This is a genomic window from Thiothrix sp., from assembly GCF_028714775.1.
GTDB lineage: Bacteria > Pseudomonadota > Gammaproteobacteria > Thiotrichales > Thiotrichaceae > Thiothrix.
In genome coordinates, this window is sequence record NZ_JAQTLS010000019.1 from 15,625 (window position 1) to 37,744 (window position 22,120).

General features: G+C 52.8%; 20 protein-coding genes and 1 tRNA gene. All 21 read right to left on the reverse strand.

Going from position 1 to position 22,120, the window contains the following annotated elements:
- Window positions 1-148 precede the first annotated feature (148 nt).
- The 21 genes from gcvA to PHE17_RS16090 all read right to left on the reverse strand — a co-directional run bounded on the left by gcvA (window position 149) and on the right by PHE17_RS16090 (window position 22,114).
- Window positions 149-1,102: a transcriptional regulator GcvA gene (gene gcvA / locus PHE17_RS15990; protein WP_301016904.1), complete on the reverse strand. Its 954-nt coding sequence runs from the start codon at window positions 1,100-1,102 to the stop codon at window positions 149-151.
- 81 nt (window positions 1,103-1,183) lie between these two features.
- Window positions 1,184-1,474, reverse strand: coding sequence for a hypothetical protein (locus tag PHE17_RS15995; protein WP_301016905.1), 291 nt, complete (start codon window positions 1,472-1,474; stop codon window positions 1,184-1,186).
- A gap of 288 nt (window positions 1,475-1,762) precedes the next feature.
- Window positions 1,763-2,668 carry a tRNA pseudouridine(55) synthase TruB gene (gene truB, locus PHE17_RS16000; RefSeq protein WP_301016906.1) on the reverse strand — a complete coding sequence of 302 codons (906 nt, stop codon included), beginning with the start codon at window positions 2,666-2,668 and terminating at the stop codon, window positions 1,763-1,765.
- Window positions 2,665-3,099: a 30S ribosome-binding factor RbfA gene (gene rbfA / locus PHE17_RS16005; RefSeq protein ID WP_301016907.1), complete on the reverse strand. Its 435-nt coding sequence runs from the start codon at window positions 3,097-3,099 to the stop codon at window positions 2,665-2,667. The genes truB and rbfA overlap by 4 nt, the downstream gene beginning before the upstream one ends.
- Window positions 3,100-3,102: 3 nt before the next feature.
- On the reverse strand, window positions 3,103-6,048 hold the full coding sequence (gene infB / locus PHE17_RS16010) for a translation initiation factor IF-2 (RefSeq protein ID WP_301016908.1): 2,946 nt from the start codon (window positions 6,046-6,048) through the stop codon (window positions 3,103-3,105).
- Between the two features lie 21 nt (window positions 6,049-6,069).
- The gene (gene nusA / locus PHE17_RS16015; RefSeq protein ID WP_301016909.1) at window positions 6,070-7,569 is read right to left on the reverse strand and encodes a transcription termination factor NusA; all 1,500 of its coding nucleotides are present in this window, start codon (window positions 7,567-7,569) and stop codon (window positions 6,070-6,072) included.
- Entirely contained in the window at window positions 7,566-8,045 is a 480-nt protein-coding gene (rimP, locus tag PHE17_RS16020; protein WP_301016910.1) for a ribosome maturation factor RimP, read from the reverse strand. The genes nusA and rimP overlap by 4 nt, the downstream gene beginning before the upstream one ends.
- A 65-nt stretch (window positions 8,046-8,110) precedes the next feature.
- Window positions 8,111-8,187 (reverse strand) — tRNA-Met (locus PHE17_RS16025).
- Between the two features lie 65 nt (window positions 8,188-8,252).
- Complete coding sequence (locus PHE17_RS16030; protein ID WP_301016911.1) at window positions 8,253-8,543, reverse strand: DUF2818 family protein; 291 nt, start codon at window positions 8,541-8,543, stop codon at window positions 8,253-8,255.
- Entirely contained in the window at window positions 8,540-9,976 is a 1,437-nt protein-coding gene (gene nuoN / locus PHE17_RS16035; protein WP_363320132.1) for an NADH-quinone oxidoreductase subunit NuoN, read from the reverse strand. The genes PHE17_RS16030 and nuoN overlap by 4 nt, the downstream gene beginning before the upstream one ends.
- The gene (locus PHE17_RS16040; RefSeq protein WP_301016912.1) at window positions 9,973-11,547 is read right to left on the reverse strand and encodes an NADH-quinone oxidoreductase subunit M; all 1,575 of its coding nucleotides are present in this window, start codon (window positions 11,545-11,547) and stop codon (window positions 9,973-9,975) included. Before PHE17_RS16040 ends, nuoN begins: the two co-directional genes overlap by 4 nt.
- A gap of 27 nt (window positions 11,548-11,574) precedes the next feature.
- Window positions 11,575-13,560, reverse strand: a complete 1,986-nt coding sequence (gene nuoL, locus PHE17_RS16045) for an NADH-quinone oxidoreductase subunit L (RefSeq protein ID WP_301016913.1) — start codon at window positions 13,558-13,560, stop codon at window positions 11,575-11,577.
- A 3-nt stretch (window positions 13,561-13,563) separates the two neighbouring features.
- On the reverse strand, window positions 13,564-13,869 hold the full coding sequence (gene nuoK, locus PHE17_RS16050) for an NADH-quinone oxidoreductase subunit NuoK (protein ID WP_301016914.1): 306 nt from the start codon (window positions 13,867-13,869) through the stop codon (window positions 13,564-13,566).
- A complete protein-coding gene (locus PHE17_RS16055) occupies window positions 13,866-14,459 on the reverse strand; it encodes an NADH-quinone oxidoreductase subunit J (protein WP_301016915.1) in 594 nt (197 codons plus the stop codon). Before PHE17_RS16055 ends, nuoK begins: the two co-directional genes overlap by 4 nt.
- 9 nt (window positions 14,460-14,468) lie before the next feature.
- Window positions 14,469-14,960, reverse strand: a complete 492-nt coding sequence (gene nuoI / locus PHE17_RS16060) for an NADH-quinone oxidoreductase subunit NuoI (protein ID WP_301016916.1) — start codon at window positions 14,958-14,960, stop codon at window positions 14,469-14,471.
- A 10-nt stretch (window positions 14,961-14,970) separates the two neighbouring features.
- A complete protein-coding gene (gene nuoH / locus PHE17_RS16065; RefSeq protein WP_301016917.1) occupies window positions 14,971-16,044 on the reverse strand; it encodes an NADH-quinone oxidoreductase subunit NuoH in 1,074 nt (357 codons plus the stop codon).
- A gap of 5 nt (window positions 16,045-16,049) precedes the next feature.
- A complete protein-coding gene (gene nuoG, locus PHE17_RS16070; RefSeq protein ID WP_301016918.1) occupies window positions 16,050-18,356 on the reverse strand; it encodes an NADH-quinone oxidoreductase subunit NuoG in 2,307 nt (768 codons plus the stop codon).
- Between the two features lie 3 nt (window positions 18,357-18,359).
- Window positions 18,360-19,640 carry an NADH-quinone oxidoreductase subunit NuoF gene (gene nuoF, locus PHE17_RS16075; protein ID WP_301016919.1) on the reverse strand — a complete coding sequence of 427 codons (1,281 nt, stop codon included), beginning with the start codon at window positions 19,638-19,640 and terminating at the stop codon, window positions 18,360-18,362.
- 4 nt (window positions 19,641-19,644) lie between these two features.
- On the reverse strand, window positions 19,645-20,151 hold the full coding sequence (gene nuoE / locus PHE17_RS16080; RefSeq protein WP_301016920.1) for an NADH-quinone oxidoreductase subunit NuoE: 507 nt from the start codon (window positions 20,149-20,151) through the stop codon (window positions 19,645-19,647).
- Window positions 20,151-21,404: an NADH-quinone oxidoreductase subunit D gene (locus PHE17_RS16085; protein ID WP_301016921.1), complete on the reverse strand. Its 1,254-nt coding sequence runs from the start codon at window positions 21,402-21,404 to the stop codon at window positions 20,151-20,153. The genes nuoE and PHE17_RS16085 overlap by 1 nt, the downstream gene beginning before the upstream one ends.
- Entirely contained in the window at window positions 21,404-22,114 is a 711-nt protein-coding gene (locus tag PHE17_RS16090) for an NADH-quinone oxidoreductase subunit C (protein ID WP_301016969.1), read from the reverse strand. Before PHE17_RS16090 ends, PHE17_RS16085 begins: the two co-directional genes overlap by 1 nt.
- Window positions 22,115-22,120: the final 6 nt, after the last annotated feature.

Sequence of the window (22,120 nt, forward strand, 5' to 3'; positions counted from 1 at the left end):
CTGTGGGTGCTTGCAAATGATCCTAGCTAGGAGGAGAGGAGGAGGAGAGATCGGATCACCCGTCTATTGCAATGCAGCAAATAGTAGGAATTCCGGCGCAAACGCACAAGCTACAATTTCTCAACTCACAGGTTAGGAAAGCTAACCATTAGTTATTTTGCAACGCGGCCTCTTCTTGCAACCATGCCACAAACGCGCCGACCGCCCGCTGGTTGCCTTCCTGCTGCTGCGGACGCACCACGTAATAAGCGTTTTCCAGCGGCATCCCCAATTCAAAGGGAATACAAAGCCTGCCCGCTTCAATATCGCACTGCGCTAGACGCCTGATGCTCAGTAACACGCCCTGCCCATCTATTGCCGCCTCCATCGCCAGCGAGACATGGTTGAAATGCAAACCCCGATTGGCATTAACCCCCTCGATCCCGTGCAACTCCAACCAACGCCGCCAGCTTGGATGCCCCACATAATCCGTGTCGTCGTGCAATAAGGTATGAAATTTCAGGTCTTGCGGCTGCTTTAGCGGATGCGGGTGAGCATCGCTAACCAAGGCAGGGCTGCACAACGGCATGGCAGAAACCGCAAACAATTTTTCCACCCGGCAACCGGAATAATGCCCCGCGCCGAAACGGATCATGACATCGACGGCACGAGAGCGGAAAAACGCTTCCATAGACGTGCTTTCCGAAACCGCATCCGAATCCACCATGCCCGCATCACCACTGATTTTCATATCAATTTCGGGATGCCTACGGGAAAAACGGTGCAAACGCGGAACCAGCCATTTGGAAGCAAAAGAAGGTGCTACCCGCAATGTAATGCTATCGGTTTGGCCTTCGCCGCGCATCAGATGCACCGCCTGCGCCAGATGGTCAAACCCCGTGCGCAATTTAGGCAAGGCTGCCTCGGCCTTTTTGCTCAAAATAATCGTGCGGTTTTTGCGTTCAATCAAAGAAAAGCCAAGATAATCCTCCAGATATTTAATCTGGTGGCTGATCGCGGCGCGAGTGACATTCAGTTCTGCGGCAGCCTTGGTAAAACTCCGATGGCGGGCAACAGCTTCAAACGCACGCAAGGCATTAAGGGGGGGCAATTGTTGTGACATAGCGCAATTATGCCTTGAGTCACTGTGAAAGCAAACCACCGGATAAAATCCAGTGGTTTCAAAAAAAAAGCAGAAATATATTTACAGGGTGATATAAGACAGCAGTCCAACCTGCACGGCATAAGGCAACAAAATAATGCCCGCGCCCAACCACCGCAGCATCCCCCCCATGGAGCAACTCGCCTTAGCAAACTGACACCACAGCAACACCAGCAACGCGACCTGAGCTACCGCTACCGTCATGGAAAGCGTCGGCACAGCACTGCTAATGGATAAAAGCGGATTAGAAAAGAAGTTAACAACAACAAACAAACTACCAAATAGCCATAACGACATAAACATGGCTTTCTGCGCAAACGTATAATGATACATCATCCGACCCCTAATCAGACAAACGTTAACACACTCAAACAGCGCAGCTAAGAGCCACCGAAACACACAGCCCGGTTTAAATTAAGACAGGAAAATCCCTAGAATGAAAGAAACCACCTTCGCAAAACCCAAATCCTTTTGAAGCCCGCCTGTCGCTTCAAAACCGGATTAGTAACCCGGAGCAAACCCTAACTAACACGGGGATATTCTCGCATTAATCAAATCTATTCTCAATAAGCGGGCGACAATCGGCGACAATTTTGACCATAAAAATGGTGCATAATTTGATCAATACGACAAAAGGCGGCGCACACTCAAGCAAGTCCCTTGTAGACAGCCCAAGCCAATAAAGCCGCCCTGTTCATCATAAAGTTTTATTAATTCGGCATCGTCATTTCCGGGCAAGCAAAAGCGCTGGCCTTGCCGGATACGGGCAGTTTGCTCGGGGGTCAAATGCAATTCGGGGACGTGCGGCAGTGCAGCATCCAGCGGTAATAACACCGCATCCAGCGTTTCCTGCCCTTGTTCCGCCAGCGAACGCAGTTCTTCCAGCGTAAACATGCGCAAGGCACTGAAAGGTTCCACCGATTCGCGCCGCAGCATCGAGACATACGCCCCGCAACCCAGCGCTTCGCCAATGTCTTCCACGAGGGTACGGATATACGTGCCTTTACTGCATACCACATCCAAGGTAATGGTGGTTGCGGTACGTTCCAAGACTTGCAGGGAATGGATGGTGACGGCACGGGCGGCACGCTCCACTTCCACACCTTGGCGGGCGAGTTTATAGAGTGGCTGTCCGTCTTTTTTCAGCGCGGAATACATCGGGGGGATTTGGCTAATAGCGCCGCGAAAAGCTTGTAGTGCGGCTTCAATATCTGTGTCACTTAGATCGGGAATGGGACGCGGATTGATTTTTTCACCTTCCGCATCACCTGTGGTACTCACATACCCCAAGGTTGCAGTCGTGACATAGCGCTTATCGGAATCCAGCAGCAAGCCGGAAACCTTGGTGGCTTCGCCAAAACACACGGGTAACATGCCGGAGGCTAAAGGATCAAGGCTGCCGGTATGTCCAGCTTTTTCCGCCTGAAATAGGAAACGTGCATCCTGCAAGGCTTTGTTGCTGGATACGCCAAGGGCTTTATCCAACAACAGGATGCCGTTGAGTTTACGGAACGTGCGGCGGCTCAAGACCCAACCACACCTTCTGCATCGTCCGCATCACCTGCGTCTGCACCATTGTCGTCGTCTTCGTGGCGGTCAGAAGCCACTGCTTTGGCGATCAGAACGGACAAAGCATTACCGCGTGACTGGGTATCGTCGTAGAAAAAGTGCAGCGCCGGAGTCATACGCAATTTCAACAGATGCCCCAATTCACGCCGCAGGAAACCCGCCGCATGGTTCAGTGCTTCCTGCGCTTCAATGCCATGTTCCGGTTTCATCACGTCGAACCAGATTTTGGCATGGGCGAAGTCTTTCGACACTTCCACATCCAGCAGCGAAATCATGCCCACACGCGGGTCTTTCACCCGGTCGCGGATCAGCATCGCGAGGTCACGGCGGATTTGTTCGCCCACCCGGTCAGCGCGGGCGAATCCATGAGGGTGTGAATGGTGTGGCATGGCTTAGATTTTCCTTGCCACTTCAACACGTTCGTAACATTCGATCTGGTCGCCTGCCTTCACGTCGGTATAGCCTTTAACCGCAATACCGCACTCAGTCCCCATGTGAACGTCTTTCACGTCATCACGGTGACGGCGTAAGGATTCCAGCTCACCGTCGAAGATCACCACGTTGTCACGCAATACCCGGATCGGCAAGCCACGGCGTACCGTACCATCGACCACCAAGCAGCCTGCAACCTGACCAAAGCCAGAAGAGCGGAAGACATCGCGGACTTCTGCCAGACCCACAAAGACTTCACGGACTTCAGGTGACAGCAACCCGCTCATTGCGGCTTTCACATCATCAATGGCTTCGTAAATGATGCTGTAGTAACGGATGGTCACACCCGCATCAACCGCATCTTTACGCGCACCGGCATCGGTACGCACATTGAATGCCATGATCGTTGCCTTTGATGCAGAAGCCAAATTCACGTCACTGGCACTGATGCCACCGACGCCTGCGGCAACCACACGGACTTCAACTTCATCCGTAGACAGTTTCAGCACTTCGTTACGCAACGCTTCCACGCTGCCTTGGACATCAGCCTTAATCAGCAAGTTGACTTGCGCACGTTCGCTAGCCTTAACTTGTGAGAAGAAGTCTTCCGATTTCGCGGTATTTTGTGCCGCAAAACGGCTATCACGGCGGCTTTCACGGCGCAATTCAGCAATTTCACGCGCTTTACGTTCGTCAGTCAGCACAATAACTTCGTCACCGGCTTCTGGCGCGGCGGAAAGCCCCAAAATGGAAACCGGCATGGAAGGCCCAGCTTCTTTGGTAGGACGCCCAGTATCATCAAACAGCGCACGAACCCGACCGTATTCCGCACCGCAGAGGATCAAATCGCCACGGCGTAATGTGCCGCTACGTACCAATACCGTTGCTACCGCACCACGGCCTTTTTCAATACTTGCTTCAATGACATGACCTGTTGCTGGTGCATCTTTCGGTGCTTTCAGCTCTAAGGTTTCAGCAACCAACAGCAAGGTTTCCAGCAATTCGTCCACGCCCTGCCCGGTTTTGGCAGAAACGTGCACCACTTCGACATCACCACCCCATGAGGTCGTGAGTACGTCGTGCTGGGAAAGCTCAGACAATACTTTTTCAGGGTCAGCCGCAGGCTTGTCAATTTTGTTGATAGCAACCACCAAAGGTACACCTGCCACTTTCGCGTGCTGGATAACTTCCTTGGTTTGTGGCATCACGCCATCGTCAGCCGCAACAATCAGGACAACAATGTCAGTGACCGTTGCACCACGCGCCCGCATCTGGGAGAACGCCGCGTGTCCCGGTGTATCCAAGAATGTTACCGTGCCGTGCGCAGTATCAACGTGGTAAGAATTGATGTGCTGGGTAATGCCGCCCGCTTCGCCCGCTGCGACACGGGTTTTACGGATGTAGTCCAGCAAGGAAGTCTTACCGTGGTCAACGTGACCCATGATGGTGACGACTGGCGGACGCGGGGAAGATTCATATTCCATATCCTGATCAATCATAGCCGCCAGCAATGCAGCATCATCCATTTCCTGCATCGGCTTGCCCTTGTGCCCCAATTCTTCGGTAACAAGGATCGCGGTGTCTTGGTCAATGGATTGGTTGATCGTGACCATCATGCCCATTTTCATCATCGCTTTGATAATGTCAGTGGCACGGATAGCCAATTTCTGCGCCAGATCGGAAACCACGATGCTGGGCGGAATTTCAATTTCTTTAACAACTGGCGCAACCGGCTTTTCAAAACCGTGCTTGTTGGCAGCTTGGCGTGGATCAGGACGGCTAAAGCTTTGCTTGCCACCGCCGCCACCTTTCTTCTTGCCGTGACGGTTGCCACCGGGGACATGCAACTCTTCACGGTCGCGCCCACCCGTTTTGCCTTTAACCGTTTTCTTGACAACTTTTTTGTCTTCAGCACGCTCTGGTGCAGCAAACGTTTCGGCAACCCGTTCAGCGACAACTTCCGCCACTGCGACTACCGGCTTTTCTTCCGGCACACTAGTATCAACCACGGTTTGTGGTGCAAGTGTAGGTTTCGGCTTAACTTTGAGCTTGGAAGGGCGACGTTTCAACGCAGAAGAAGCTTCTTCTTTAGCTGCTGCGGCGACGTATTCGCGCTGTTCTTTGGCACTCAGGTTATCGGTTGCTTCATTATTCGTTGTTACGGTCGTAACAGGCTGGACAGTAGCAACGGGTGGAGTACGTACAGGTTGCTGCTGAACCACAGGCTTCACCACGGTTGGTTCAACGGGTTTAGGCTTAGGTACTTCCACAACTGGAGTGGGAACCGGCGCGGGAGTAGGCTCAGGTGCTGGTTTCGGGGTAACTTCAACCGCGACCACTTCGGCGACAGGTGCTGGCACTACGGCTGGCTCTGGCACAACTGGCTCAGGCTCGGCGACTGCTACGGTAACGGGGGCAACCTTGGCGGGTTCATTTTTTTGACGCTGCTGTTCCATGCGGCGGGCTTCCAATTGGCGACGTTCTTGTTCCGCCTTTTGGATAGCGGCTTCACGTGCCTTGCGTTCTGCTGAGAGTTGGCGGGTCAACTCTTCTGTGCGGCTGGAATTATCCCCGGTCGCAGAGAATGTTTCGTTTTGCCCTGTTGGCGCTTCTGAGCCAAAGGTCTTTTTACGTCTGACTTCAACACTGACGGTTGTTTTACCCTTGCCTGCCCCCACCGTCATTTCACTGGTGGAACGGCGTTTCAGGGTAATATTGCTGCCACCACCGGCGGGTGCTTTGGCAGCACCTTGGCGGATATGCGCCAGCAACGTAAATTTCTGTGCATCAGTAATCCATGCATCTGGGCCATTGACGTGGATGCCTGCGTCCTGCAACTGCTTGAGCAGAACTTCGACGGGGGCATTGATCACCTCGGCAAGTTTTTTAACAGCTATATCCGACATTGTGTTCTTCCTCCCGCAGAATTAGGCTTCTGCATTATTACCTTCCGCAAACCACGGAGCGCGTGCCGTCATAATCAGGCTAGCAGCGCGTGTTTCGTCAATTCCGGTCATTTCGACCAGCTCATCGACAGCTTGTTCTGCCAAATCTTCCATTGTGCAGATACCGCTGGATGCCAGTTTGAATGCCAGTTCATCATCCATCCCATCCATGTGCAGCAAATCTTCCGCTGGCAAATGGCTGTCTTGGGAAATCGCTTGCGAGAGCAGTGCGGTTTGGGCACGGTCACGCAATTCATTCACGATGTCGGTGTCAAAACCTTCAATTGCCATGAACTCTTCGATAGGTACATAAGCAACTTCTTCGAGGTTAGTGAAACCTTCTTCCACCAAAATCCCCGCCACTTCTTCGTCCACGTCCAGCTTGTCCATAAACAAACTGACCAGCGCTTGCTGTTCTGCCTGCGTTTTGGCTTCAGCTTCTTCAACGCTCATCACGTTGAGTGTCCAACCAGTCAAATCGCTGGCAAGGCGTACATTTTGTCCGCCACGACCGATGGCTTGTGACAACTTTTCGCTGTCAACACCGATGTCCATCGTGCGGGTTTCTTCGTCAACCACAATGGACAGCACTTCTGCCGGAGCCATCGCATTCATGACGTAAGTGGCAATGTCATCATTCCACAGCACGATGTCGACGCGCTCTTTACCACCAAGTTCGTTGGTAACGGTTTGGATACGTGAACCACGCATACCGACGCAAGCACCAATCGGGTCAACGTTTGGCAGGTTGGCACGTACTGCCACTTTAGCGCGGGAACCTGGATCGCGGGCAGCGCCCATTATATCAATCATTTCTTGGCTGACTTCAGGAACTTCCAGTTTCATGAGTTCAATCAGGAAATTGACATCAGCGCGGCTGATAATCATCTGCGGGCCACGTGCATCGTGACGGATTTCTTTCAGCAAACCCCGCACCCGTGCGCCGGTATGCAGGTTATCGCCGGGAATCATTTCTTCGCGTGGGATGAAGGCTTCGGCATTTTCGCCCAAGTCAATCACTACACCTTTGCGGTCAGTGCGTTTGACCACACCCATGATCAGTTGCCCAACTTTGTCGCGGTAAGCGGAAACGACTTTTTCGCGCTCAGCTTCACGTACCTTGGCAACAATGACTTGTTTGGCGGTCTGGGCGGCAATGCGCCCGAATTCGACGGAAGGGATGGCTTCTTCGATGTAATCACCGATTTGCGCATCCAAGCCACGGTCTTTAGCGTAGCTGATCAGGATTTGGCGTTCTGGGGTTTCAAACTCAGGGTCTTCGTCGTCCATTACTTTCCAGCGGCGGAAAGTATCGTAATCGCCAGTTTGGCGGTTAACAGAGACACGGACATCCATACCCATGCCATAACGCTTGCGGGTTGCCATTGCCAGTGCAGTCTCGACAGCCTGAAAGATCAGGTCTTTGCCGACATTTTTCTCATTAGAAACTGCATCAACAACATAGAGAATTTCTTTATTCATGCGTGCTTACCGCCCTTACGCTGAGGTCGAATATCATCTAAAACCAGTCTACCGCGATCAATGATGTCATACGGGATTGCGTATACCGTACCTTCCACATCCACGGAAATCTGCTCGTCATTTACATCCACCAATTTGCCGACAAAGTTACGCCGCTTTTCCACGGGTAAACGGGTGCGCACCTTAATTTGTCTGCCGAGATAGCGGGTATAGTGTGCTGGAATAAACAAAACCCGATCCAAGCCGGGTGAAGACACTTCCAGAATGTAGGCCAGTGGAATGAGGTCATCCACATCCAGCGCCGCACCTAACTGGTTGCTGACACGTCCGCAGTCGTCCACTGTGATCCCTTGTTCGGCATCAATGAACACCCGCAGCAAAGCACTTTCTATTTGCGGACGGTATTCATATCCCCACAGCTCGTAACCGAGGCCGGTAACAGTCGTGTTGATCAATGTATCGAGTTTTTCCTGCATCACGTTTCCTGGGCCATCCCATTAGGCAGATAATAAAAAAGCCCCGTAAAGGGGCTTTTTGTATTTGGTAGCGGGGGCAGGATTTGAACCTGCGACCTTCGGGTTATGAGCCCGACGAGCTGCCAGACTGCTCCACCCCGCATCAGAGGTGTGAACTATAGACACATTTACTAAGGCTTGCAAGGTCTATTATTAGCAAAAATCAAATTACCTGACGTAACGGTAAATAAAGCCCGGAAACGCGGACACCATGAACAAGAAAAACGTTACCCAGTAGAACTCCCAGCCTTGGGGATAGATGCTACCGCTTACTTTGTACTCTAAGCCCATCGCCAATGCGCCACACAGCACATACAACAACAGCCATTCCAGCACCCGTAACCACGGCGACTTACTGTCACATTGCAGGATAAGGAAACAACGCTGGCTCAACCACGGCAGGTTAGCCAGCAGCAAAGCAATGGCGAGGAATCCCCATTGCATAACAGACAAACTCATAAACTTGCGACCACTGCTGCTGAACAAATACCCATCAAGACGCTAGGAAAAATCCCCAGCACCACCATCAGTAGGCCATTTACGCTCAGAAGTATGGTGAAATCAAGCTCTGCTTCAATCGGTGCGGTGTTATCCGGCTTATCGAAGTACATCATTTTGATGGCACGCAAGTAATAGAATGCACCGATAACCGACAGCACCACCATGAATACCGCAGGCCACAAATACCCAGCTTGCATAACCGCATCAATAATAGACAGCTTGGCATAGAAACCAACTGTCGGCGGAATCCCTGCCATCGAGAACAGCAGCATCATCATGATGAAAGCATACCAAGGGTTACGCTCGTTTAAGCCTTTAATGTCGTCCAGCGTTTCAGCTTCAACACCTTCGCGGCTTAACAAAATCAGCACGGCAAACGCACCGGCTGCGGTCAATGCGTAAGTAATGGTGTAGAACAGTGCTGCACCGTACCCTTGCGTCGTCCCTGTCAAAGCACCCAACAGGATGAAACCCATGTGCGCAATGGTCGAATAAGCCAGCATCCGTTTCAGGTTAAACTGGGCAATTGCCACCAGATTACCCAAGAATACCGACAGCAAACCAAACACCAGTAACATCTGCCCCCAACCGGGTTGCGCAACAGCCATCGACTCTGCCAGCACACGCAGGAACATTGCCAACGCCGCCAGCTTCGGCACACTCCCCAAGAACATGGTCACAGCAGTAGGTGCGCCTTGGTAAACATCAGGAACCCACATGTGGAACGGCACTGCCCCAAACTTAAAGGCAATCCCGGCAACCATAAACACCAGTGCAAACAGTAACGGGATATTCTGCATCACATTTTGGACGCTGACATAAGCCGCCACACCAGCAATATCCAGCTTGCCGCTCAGCCCGTACAAAATGGAAATACCGTACAACAACATGCCAGAGGCAACCGCACCCAGCACAAAGTATTTCATCGCTGCTTCGGTGGAACGCCCATCATCACGTTTGAATGCCACCAGCACATACATGGACAGCGCCAGCAACTCCAAGCCCAGATACACCACCAACAAATTATTGGCGGATGACATCACCATCATGCCCAATACCGAGAACAGGCTCAGCAAGAAAAACTCACTCTGCCACAAATCCTGTTCCCGCAAATATTTACGCGCGTAAACAAAGATGCCGACCGTCAATAACAGGATGCTGATTTTCAACACCCCACCGAGGTCATCACGCACATACATATCGTGCAAGCCAGTGATCTTGTCACCGCCCATGGAGCTGTACACCAGCAAAGCGGTTGCCAGCAGTGCCACGATGGACAGTAAATATGTCACCATGCGGCAGGCTTCGCCCAAGAACAAATCCATCAGCAAAATAAGGCAGATCGTGCTCAGCAGGAAAATTTCAGGTGTGGCAATTGCAATATTCATCATAGCTGACAAGCCTCCACAACACTCCGCCCAATGCAAATCTTGCTCTGCAAAGCTTGCGTCACCAAGTTTTTGATCGACATATCCATTACATCCGTCAAAGGCTGAGGCCACAAGCCCAACAGCAAGACCGCACCCGCCAGCAATGCCAGCATCACAAATTCACGTTGGCTGATGTCCTGCAATTCTGCGACTTCACCATTTTTGATGTCGCCGAAAATAACCCGCTTCACCAACCACAAGGTATACGCAGCCCCAATAATCAGGGTTGTTGACGCCAAGATTGCCACCCACGCATCCGACTTGAAGCTCGCAAGGATTACCATGAATTCACCCACGAACCCAGATGTCCCCGGCAAACCTGTATTCGCCATCGCAAACAGCACGAAGAACGCCGCAAACATCGGCATCCGGTTAGCGACACCACCGTAAGCATTAATGTCACGGGTATGCATCCGGTCATACAAGACCCCGATGCACAAGAACATTGCGCCGGAAATGAAACCGTGCGACACCATCTGCACCATCCCGCCCTGCATTGCCAACATGGCACTCGCCATACTGGTGCTATTGGCCTGCGCGGATTCTGCAATGCTGTAAACGAGGAAGAAGCCCAAGGTAACGAAGCCCATGTGCGCGATGGAAGAGTAAGCCACCAGCTTTTTCATGTCCTGCTGCACCAATGCCACGAAGCCGATGTACACCACCGCCGTCAAGGACATGAACAGCACCAACCAATCCAGTTGCGCAGCGGCATCCGGCACGATTGGCAGGGCAAAACGCAGGAAAGCATACCCACCCACTTTCAAGGTAATCGCTGCCAAGATCACAGAACCGCCCGTTGGCGCTTCCACGTGCGCATCCGGCAACCACGTATGCACTGGCCACATCGGCACTTTCACCCCGAAAGCCAGCAGGAACGAAAGGAAAATCAAGATTTGCGGGGTACGTCCAATCGGCAGTTTTTGCAGGTCAGCAATCGCAAAGCTCGCGGTGAAACCTTCCGTACCACCGCCCAATTGATAGAGGTAGATCAAGCTGATCAGCAAGAACACCGAACCAAAGAAGGTGTAAAGGAAAAACTTGATGGTGGCATACACCCGGCGTGCGCCCCCCCAAATCCCAATGATCAGGAACAACGGAATCAGCATCCCTTCAAACATGATGTAAAACAACATCGCATCCAGTGACGCAAACACCCCGTTGACAACCCCTTCCATGATCAGGAAAGCCGCCAAATACTGGGAAATGCGGTACTTAATGACTTCCCAACCCGCAATCACCACCAACACCGTAATAAAGGTATTCAGCAAGATCAACGGCATGGAAATGCCATCTATACCCAGATGGTAATTAATGTTGAAGGATTCCACCCACGGCAGGAACTCCACGAACTGCATATTGGCAGTCGTGCGGTCGAACCAAGCATAGAGCGGCAGGCTGAGCAAAAAGGTCAGCAACGCAACCCCCAGCGCAAATTGTTTGGCACCGAAACGGTCGCCGACAATCAGCACCCCAAAACCACCGACTATCGGTAGCCAGATCAGAAAACTCAGTATTGGCAAATCAAGCATGTGCATTTCCAAGTAAAACCTTAGGGGCTAGAAAAACAGGAGCCACGTGACCATCAACAAGATACCCACGAACATCGAGAAAGCGTAATGGAACAGATACCCCGTCTGGAGACGACGCGCCATCCCAGAGAACCATTCCACCGCTTTCGCCGAACCATTCACGATCAAACCATCAATCAGGAAGCGCTCACCGAATGCCCACAAAGCATTCCCCAAATTGAGCGAGCCTTTGGCAAAGACTTTCTGATTGAAATCATCCATGTAATATTTGTTGTCCAGCAAAGTGTGCAGCCAATGGAATTTGACATACGCCCACTTCGCAACCGCATCGTTTTTCATGTAGATGTACCACGCCGCACCCAAGCCAGACATCGCCAGCCAGAACGGCGGAGCCATCAAACCGTGCAGGATGAAGCTGGAAATACCGTGGTAGCCTTCGCTGATTTCTTGGATCACCAAATGCGCTGACTGCAATTTGTCATTCTGCGGGATGAAACCGTGCAAATCATCGTGGACATAAATGGCGTCGAGGAAGAAATTACCCACCACCATCGGGTCAAGCAGATAACCTGCGAACACAGACGGAATCGCCAGCATGATCAATGGGATAGTTACTACCCACGGTGATTCATGCAAGTGGTGCATGGTATGGTCATCCATGCGCTCTTCGCCGTGGAACACCAAGAAGAACATACGGAAACTGTAGAACGCCGTGACAAATACACCCAGCAGCACCAGCGTATACGCATAACCGGATGCCCACAGGTGCGATTCATGTACCGCTTCGATAATCAGGTCTTTGGAGAAGAAGCCGGAGAAACCGGGAAAACCAATCAGCGCCAACGAGCCAATCAAGGAAGTCCAATAGGTAATCGGCATGTATTTCTTCAAGCCACCCATCTTACGGATGTCCTGCTCATGGTGCATGGCGATAATGACGGAACCCGCCGCGAGGAACAGCAACGCCTTGAAGAACGCATGGGTCATCAAATGGAACACTGCCGCCGAGTAAGCCGAAGCCCCCAACGCCACGGTCATGTAACCGAGCTGCGACAGCGTGGAATATGCCACCACCCGCTTAATATCATTCTGCACGATACCAATCAGCCCCATGAAAAAGGCCGTGGTCGCGCCAATGATCAGAATCAGGTTCAACGCCGTATCGGACATTTCAAAGATCGGTGACATCCGCGCCACCATGAAAATACCCGCCGTTACCATTGTTGCCGCATGGATCAGTGCGGAAATTGGCGTAGGGCCTTCCATTGAATCTGGTAGCCACACATGCAACGGAACCTGTGCCGATTTGCCCATTGCCCCGATAAACAGGCAGATGGCAATAAAGGTCAACAACTCCCACTGGATGCCTGGCAGTACCTCAATCGGCGGTTTGCTGATGTGGATCGTGCCAAACACTTCTGCATAGCTCAGGGTTTCGTAGAAGGTGACAATCGCGGCAATCCCCAGTAAAAAGCCGAAGTCACCCACGCGGTTGACCAAGAATGCCTTCATATTGGCGTAAATGGCGGTATCTTTCTTGTACCAGAAACCGATCAGCAAGTAAGACACCAAACCCACCGCTTCCCAGCCGAAGAACAACTGCATGAAGTTGTTGCTCATGACCAGCATCAACATGGAGAAGGTAAACAGGGAAATGTAGCTGAAGAAACGCTGATAGCCGGGGTCATCGTGCATGTAACCGATGGTGTAAATATGCACCATCAAGGAAACAAACGTCACCACCAGCATCATCATTGCACTGAGGTTGTCGATCATGAAACCGACTTCAAAGTGGATTTTATCCACCACCGCCCACGTATAAACCGTGCCGTTATAATCATTGCCATTGAGCATGGTGTCGTTCGCCACCAGCAACGACAGCACGAAGGCTACCGCCACACCCAGCGTCGTTACCCAATGCGCCCCGGCACGCCCAACTTTCTTGCCGAACAGCCCCGCAACAATTGCCCCAAATAAAGGTGCAAGCGGAATTGCCAGATAAATTGCTTCCATCGCTTACCCCTTCATCGCATCAAGTTCTTGGACATTGATCGTGCGCCGGTTACGGAACAAGACCACCAGTATCGCTAGGCCAATCGCCGCTTCCGCCGCCGCCACCGTGAGGATGAAGAACACGAACACTTGCCCCGCCATATCCCCCAGATAATGGGAGAAAGCGACAAAATTCAGGTTCACCGACAGCAACATCAATTCGATGCACATCAGCAGGATCAGCACGTTCTTGCGGTTCAAAAACATGCCAGCCACGCTGATGGAAAACAGCAAGGCGGCAACGATCAGGAAATGTGACAAAGGGATCATGCTTTTTTCTCGGCCTTCATGTTAACCAGACGGATACGGTCGGCACGGCGTACCTGCACCTGTTGCCCAATATCCTGCTTCTTAGAGTCAGGACGGCGGCGCAAGGTCAGGACGATCGCCGCAATAATTGCCACCACCAAAATGACCGCAGCAATCTCGAACGGATACACATAATCGGTATACAACAACACGCCCAACGCTTCGGTGTTATTCGCAGGTGAGGGTACGGCTGCTTGGCTGGTTTGGAACGGGCCACTTTGCAGCACTAGCACCATTTCCACCGCCATCACCGTCGCGACCAGCAAACCGACCGGCAAATACTTGGCGAACCCTTCTTTCAACGGGTCAAGGTTCAAATCCAGCATCATAATGACGAACAGGAACAGCACCATGACCGCCCCCACGTATACCAACACCAGTACGATGCCGAGGAATTCAGCCTCCAGCAGCAACCACAACCCGGCGCTGGTAAAGAAACTCAAAATCAGGCACAACGCGGCATACACCGGGTTACGCACCGTTACCATCCCTACTGCCGCTGTTACCAGCACGCCAGCAAAGAGATAAAAAATGATCTGCTCAAATGTCATGCCATTCCCTCAACGGTACGGTGCATCGGCTGCTTTCATCTTGGCGATTTCAGCTTCATGCTTGTCGCCAACTGCCAGCAGTTTATCTTTGGTCTGGATGTTCTCGCCGCGATTCTCGAAGTGGTACTCGAAAATATTGGTTTCGACGATCGCATCTACCGGGCAAGCTTCTTCACAGAAACCGCAGTAAATGCACTTGAACATGTCGATGTCGTAGCGCGTGGTACGGCGTGTGCCATCCGGGCGCTCTTCCAAGTCAATGGTAATCGCCAGTGCGGGGCAAACGGCTTCGCACAGCTTGCAGGCGATGCAACGCTCTTCCCCGTTCGGGTAGCGGCGCAACGCATGATGCCCCCGGAAACGCACTGAAATCGGTGTCTTTTGCTCCGGGTACTGGATCGTAAGCTTGCGTTCAAACAAGTACTTGCCCGTGACCCCCAAGCCCTGCATCAACTCATGCAAGCTGAAAGACTTGAGATAATGTTTCAGGTTTATGCCCATCGAACCCTCCTTACGACAACCACGGCTGCCAGCCGAAGCCAATCGCAATACCTTCGGCGAAAATCCACACCAGCGTGACCGGAATCAATACTTTCCAGCCCAAACGCATGATTTGGTCATAACGGTAGCGCGGGAACGTAGCGCGGAACCAGAAAAACAACAGCATGAAGAACGATGCCTTCAACAGCAGCCAATGCACACCATTGCCAAAGAACAGCCCCAACACCGGCATTTCTGTGAGGAACGTCAGCCCTTGGAAAGGCGACAACCAACCACCGAGGAACATCAGCGAAGTCAGCGCTGAAATCAGCCACATATTGGCGTATTCCGCGAGGAAGAACACCGCAAAGGCCATGCCGGAATATTCCACATGGAAACCCGCCACGATCTCGGACTCACCTTCCGCCACGTCGAATGGTGCACGGTTGGTTTCCGCTACACCGGAAATGAAATACACCAAGAACAGGCCGAACAAAGGCCACACGAACCAACTAAAGATACTGCCGGATTGTGCATGGACAATATCGTTCAGGTTCAAGCTGCCTGATACCATCAGCACCCCGACCAACGCAAAGCCCATCGCAATTTCATACGACACCATTTGCGCCCCGATCCGCAACGCACTCAATTGCGCGTACTTGGAGTTGGATGACCAACCCGCGAGGATGATGCCGTACACGCCCAACGAGGTAAGCGCCAACAGGAACAACAACCCAGCATTAATGTTCGCCAGTACCATGCCATCCGCAAATGGGATAACTGACCATGCGGCAAACGCAGGCCCCATCGCCAACAGCGGTGCAATCAGGAACAGGAAGCGGTTGGATTTAGTCGGAACCACCACTTCCTTAAACATCAGCTTGAACATATCCGCAAACGGCTGGAGCAGACCTTTAGGCCCGACCCGGTTTGGCCCGATACGCACTTGCATGTAACCGATAACTTTACGTTCCGCGTAGGTAGCGTAGGCAACCAGCAAAATAAGCGGCACAACAATTGCCACAATCTTGATCACGATCAAGACCACAGCCACCATCCACGCCGGGAGAAACGTACCAAAAAGACTTGCGAGTGTTTCCATCATTTCCCCTAACCTGCCTTTGTAATGTGGATGGAGCCGAAAGCCGCACCCAATACAGCCGAGATTTCAAGACCTGCCTGCAAACCCGCGCAGCCAGCCGGAATACCAACATCACGTTGCGCAGGCAATGTGACAGAGAATTCCCCCTGCCGGACTTTCAGCGTATCACCATCGGTAACACCCAGCGTGTCAGCATCTTGCGGGTTCAGGCGCACCACTGTTGTCGGGATCATCGCCTGCAAGGCTTTGGCACGGCGCACTAACAAGTCGGTGCGGTACATTTCCACGTCACCGATACGTTGGAACTCGCCGTCTTCCGCCCCTCTCCCCTTGAGGGAGAGGGGTTGGGGTGAGGGGTTCTTGTACGTGTTATCGCAGACTTCCGCGCCGTCCAGTTCTAAACGCAGTTCCGCAACAATTTCCTCTGTCCCCATCCAATCGAAGTCTGGAACGCCAACGGTATTACCGAGGACGCGCAAGATTTTCCATGTCGGGCGGGCTTCACCGACCGGCTCGGTTGCACCCTTGAAGGATTGCCAGCGGCCTTCGGTATTGCACAATGTGCCTGCACTTTCGGCAAACGTGGAACCGGGCAACAGCACCGTGGCGTACTTGCGTACTGTTTCATCCGCGAATGGCGTAATCGCAATCACGTTATCGGCGGCAGACAAAACCTGCATGGCTTGTTGTGGGTTGGCGAAATCTGCCAATTCCGCATTCAACAGCACGAAAGTACGGGTACTTTCATTCAGGAATTCACTGACGGGTACGCCGGGCTGCTTGAGTTCGCGCCCTGCGGAAAGGCGATGCGGCACTACGCCCGCCACCCATGCACCGACGGTATTCGAGCTTTCAGCCAAATAGCCGAAGGTTGCGCCTGTTTGCTGGGCAATTTGGTTTGCCAATGCCCGCAAAGTGGAAAATGCCGGGTGTTGGACAGCAACATTACCGAGCAATACCACCGCGTGTTCGGCATTTTTCAGGGCAAGCATGGTGCTGTTGTCAGGATCGTCGAGCATGGCTTGCAGTGCTTGCACCATCGCTGCCGGAGCGACTGCCTGTTGCGCGACATCGTAGTTAAAGTCGAATGCACGTGGGTTCACTGCCATGACTTTCGCACCATTCAGCGCAGCCTTGCGCAAACGGTGGTTCAGCATCGGCTGTTCTTGGCGCACATTGGAACCGATCAACAGTGCCGCATTTTGCTTTTCCAGTTCGCCCAACGGCATCCCCAGATACGGGCAGATAGGTGCGGCATCTTGGTCAGCAAAATCAGTTTGCCCCAAACGGTGGTCAATGTTGCGCACATTCAAACCACGCATCAGGCGTTGGAATAGGTAAAGTTCTTCCAGCGTGGAAGCGGCACTTGCCAGTGCGCCTGTACGGGCTGGATCAGCCGAGCGCAGGATTTCAGCCGTGGCATCCAAAGCCTGCTGCCAACTTACGGTGTACCAAATGCCATCGCGCTTAAGCATCGGCTTTTCGATACGTTCCGGGCTGTAAATGCCTTGGTAAGCAAAACGGTCGCGGTCGGAAATCCAGCATTCGTTAATCGCGTCATTTTCACGCGGTACGGAACGCACCACTTCCTTGCGGAAAGTATGAACTTGGATATTCGAGCCAACGCAGTCGTGCGGGGCAATAGCGTCGTGCGCTTGCAGTTCCCACGCCCGAGCCTTGTAACGTGACGGTTTGGCAGTCAGCGCACCGACTGGGCAAAGGTCAATCACGTTGCCGGAAAGTTCTGACTTGAGGGATTTTTCGATGTAAGTGCCGATTTCCAAACGGTCGCCGCGCCCTACCCCGCCCATTTCGCGCATCCCGGCAATTTCATCACCGAAACGCACACAGCGGGTACATTGGATACAGCGGGTCATTTCGGTAGCAATCAGCGGGCCAATGTCCTTGTCCTGCACTACCCGTTTGACTTCGGCGTAGTTTGATTTGCAACTGCCGTAAGCCACAGACACATCCTGCAATTCGCACTCGCCGCCTTGGTCGCAAATCGGGCAATCCAGCGGGTGGTTAATCAGCAGGAATTCCATGATGGATTTCTGCGCATCGCGGGCTTTGTCAGTGCGCGTCCAGAACTTCATGCCAGCACCCACCGGGGTGGCGCAAGCAGGAACCGGCTTCCACGACTTTTCCATTTCCACCAGACACATACGGCAACTGGCAGCAATCGAGAGCTTTTTGTGGTAGCAGAAACGCGGGATGCTGATCCCATTCGCGTCCGCCACGTCAATCAGCATCGCGCCTTTGCGTGCCTCTATCGGCTGGTCGTTGATTTCAATTGTGACGAATTCTTCTGCCATGTATTACCCCTTCGCCACCATGCTACGTCCGTGTTTGACGTAGTATTCAAATTCTTCGCGGAAGTGCTTGACGAAACTCCACACCGGCATTGCTGCCGCCTCACCCAAGGCGCAGATCGAACGGCCTTCGATGTTGTGGGATATTTCTTCCAAGCGCGTAATGTCTTCCGGCTTGCCCTTGCCTTCCACAATCCGGGTCAACATGCGGTACAACCAGCCTGTACCTTCACGGCACGGCGTGCATTGTCCGCAGGATTCGGAAAAGTAGAAGCGTGAAATGCGTTGCAACACCTTGACCATATCGGTGCTGTCATCCATCACGATCACCGCCCCGGAACCCAAGTATGAACCAGCTTTGGCAATGGTGTCGTAATCCATCGTCAAGCCCATCATCACGTCACCCGGCAGCACCGGCACGGAAGAACCGCCCGGAATGACCGCTTTCAGTTTGCGCCCAGTGCGTACCCCGCCTGCCATTGCCAGCAGTTCAGGGAATGGTGTCCCCATCGGAATTTCAAAGTTGCCGGGATTGTTCAAATGCCCGGACATGGAAAACAGCTTTTCGCCCCCAGCATTTTTCACACCCAGATCGGCAAACCACTTGCCGCCGTTGCGCATGATTACCGGAATGGAAGAAAGCGTTTCGGTGTTATTGATCGTGGTCGGGCGACCGTAGAGGCCAAAACTCGCAGGGAATGGCGGTTTGAAACGCGGTTGGCCTTTTTTGCCTTCCAGCGATTCCAACAGCGCGGTTTCTTCGCCGCACACATACGCACCAGCGCCCAACGTGCCGTACAGGTCGAAATCGACGCCCGTACCTTGGATATTTTTGCCCAATAAACCGAGTTCGTAGGCTTCTTTCACCGCTTGCTCGAAACGGATGAAAGGCTCATCCATGAACTCGCCGCGCATGTAGTTGTAACCGACCGTCGCACCGATGCTGTAACCGGCAATTGCCATGCCTTCGACCAGCGCGTGCGGGTTGAAACGCAGGATGTCGCGGTCTTTGCAGGTTCCCGGCTCGGATTCGTCAGAGTTACACACGATGTATTTTTGACCCGGCATATTGCGTGGCATAAAGCTCCACTTCATGCCGGTAGGGAAACCCGCACCGCCGCGTCCACGCAGGCCGGATTCCTTTATATTTTCAATGATCGTTTCGGCAGGGGTCTTTTCTGCCAGAATTTTTTTCCACGCTGAATAGCCGCCGGTTTTCAGGTAGCTTTCCAAGGTATGGGCTTGGTCGCCGAATTGGGTGGTGGTGAAACAGACTTGATTTGCCATGTGCTTACTCCAGTCCGTCCAAAATCTCGTCCACTTTCGCAGGGGTGAGATGGGTGTGGTATACGTGGTTGACCTGCATCATCGGGGCGCTGCTGCACGCTGCCAAGCATTCTTCTTCCACTTTGAGGAAGAATTTGCCGTTCGATGTCGCCTCACCCAGTTTAATGCCCAGCTTGTTCTCAATGTGCTCAAGGATGTTGTCGGAACCGCACAACATGCAAGATACGTTGGAACAGACCGAAATGCTGTATTTCGCTGCCGACTTCTTATCCATTTCAAACATGGAGTAGAAGCTGGCAACTTCGTACACGGCAATTTCAGGAATGCCGATGTAATCCGCCACCGCATCCATTTTTTCCACGGATAGGTAATGGTCTTCGTGCATCACGGCACGCAGGGCTGCCAATAGCGCGGATTGCCGTTTGTCGGCAGGATAGCGCTGCAACCAGCTATCAATTTCCTCACGCTCGTGATGGCTGAGAAGGTCGCTTTTGCGTTTGAGTTCAGTCATCAGCGGTCAATCTCCCCGAATACAATGTCTTGTGTGCCGATAATCGCCACCACGTCTGCCAGCATGTGGCCTTTCGCCATTTCGTCGATACCCGACAAGTGGGCAAAACCCGGCGCACGGATTTTCAGGCGGTAAGGCTTATTCGCCCCGTCAGAAACGATGTAGCAACCAAACTCACCTTTCGGATGTTCAACGGCTGCATAGGCTTCGCCTTCCGGCAAGCAGTAACCTTCCGTAGCCAGTTTGAAATGCTGGATCAGCGATTCCATGTCCTGCTTCATGTCAGTGCGTTTCGGCGGCGATGATTTCGCGCCTTCCAACATGACTGCACCCGGATTGTGGCGCAACCAGTTGATGCACTGCTTGATAATGCGGTTGGACTGGCGCATTTCTTCGATACGCACCAAATAGCGGTCGTAACTGTCGCCTTGCACACCCACCGGGATGTCGAAATCGACTTTATCGTAAGCTGCGTAAGGTTGTTTCTTGCGCAAATCCCATTCAATACCAGAACCACGCAGCATCGGCCCAGAGAAACCCATTTGCAGGGCGCGTTCTGGCGATACCACGCCGATCCCGACCAGACGCTGTTTCCAGATACGGTTGTCGGTCAGCAGGGTTTCGTATTCATCCACATAGCCGGGGAAACGGTTGGTGAAATCTTCCAAGAAATCCAGCAAGGAACCGCCACGGTTAGCGTTGAGGCGCTTGGCTTCTTTTTCTGTGCGGAAACGCGAGGTTTCAAACTGCGGCATGAAATCCGGCAGGTCACGGTAAACCCCACCCGGACGGTAATAGGTGGCGTGCAAACGTGCGCCGGATACCGCTTCGTAGGCATCCATCAAATCTTCACGTTCGCGGAAAGCATACAGGAACATGGTCATTGCACCCACGTCCAGCGCATGTGCGCCGATCCACAGCAAGTGGTTGAGGATGCGGGTCACTTCGTCGAACATGGTGCGGATGTAGAGTGCACGTTCCGGGGCAGTAATGCCCAGCAGCTTCTCAATCGCCAGCACATAACCATGCTCGTTGCACATCATCGACACGTAGTCGAGACGATCCATGTAGCCAATGCTTTGGTTGTACGGCTTGCTTTCAGCGAGCTTTTCCGTACCCCGATGCAACAGGCCGATATGCGGGTCAGCACGGACGATGACTTCGCCATCCATTTCCAGTACCAGCCGCAGCACCCCATGCGCTGCCGGATGTGCCGGACCAAAGTTCAGCGTAAAGTTGCGGATTTCAGGCATTAGTCATCATGCTCCTCTACGGCGGGGGAACGCTGGTCGGCACGGATTGTCCGTGGAACCAGTACACGCGGCTCAATTGACACAGGTTCGTATATGACGCGCTTTTGCTCAGCGTCGTAACGCATTTCCACATGCCCAATCAGCGGGAAATCTTTGCGGAACGGGTGTCCGACGAAACCGTAATCGGTCAGGATGCGGCGCAGGTCAGGGTGTCCACTGAACATAATACCGAACATGTCAAACGCTTCGCGCTCGTACCAGTTGGTAGAACTCCAGATTTCCACCAGCGACGGAACCACTGGAAAATCATTGTCTTCGCACCAAGTACGCACCCGGATACGGATATTGTGGGCAACCGACAGCAAATGGATAACAACAGCGAAACGCTTGCCATCAAAGGCTGGCTTCTCTTCCTGTCCCTCAAAATCGAAGGGGTCAGCACCATTTCCGCCAGAAACCGCACGGCTAAAACCGCTACGGCTGGCAGTCGTCACATCCCATTCGACATCGCCATACGTCAGGTAGTCCACCCCGCACAAGTCGATCAACTGGGTAAAGCCTAGCACCTCATCGTGGCGCAGAAAACGAGCCACTTCGAGCCAATGCTCGGCAGGCACTTCCAAGGTCAGTTCATCCAGTGCGCATTTCGCCGATAACAGCTTGTCAGCCAAACCGCCTTGGACATAATCCTTGATGAATTCGAGTTTCATATCCAT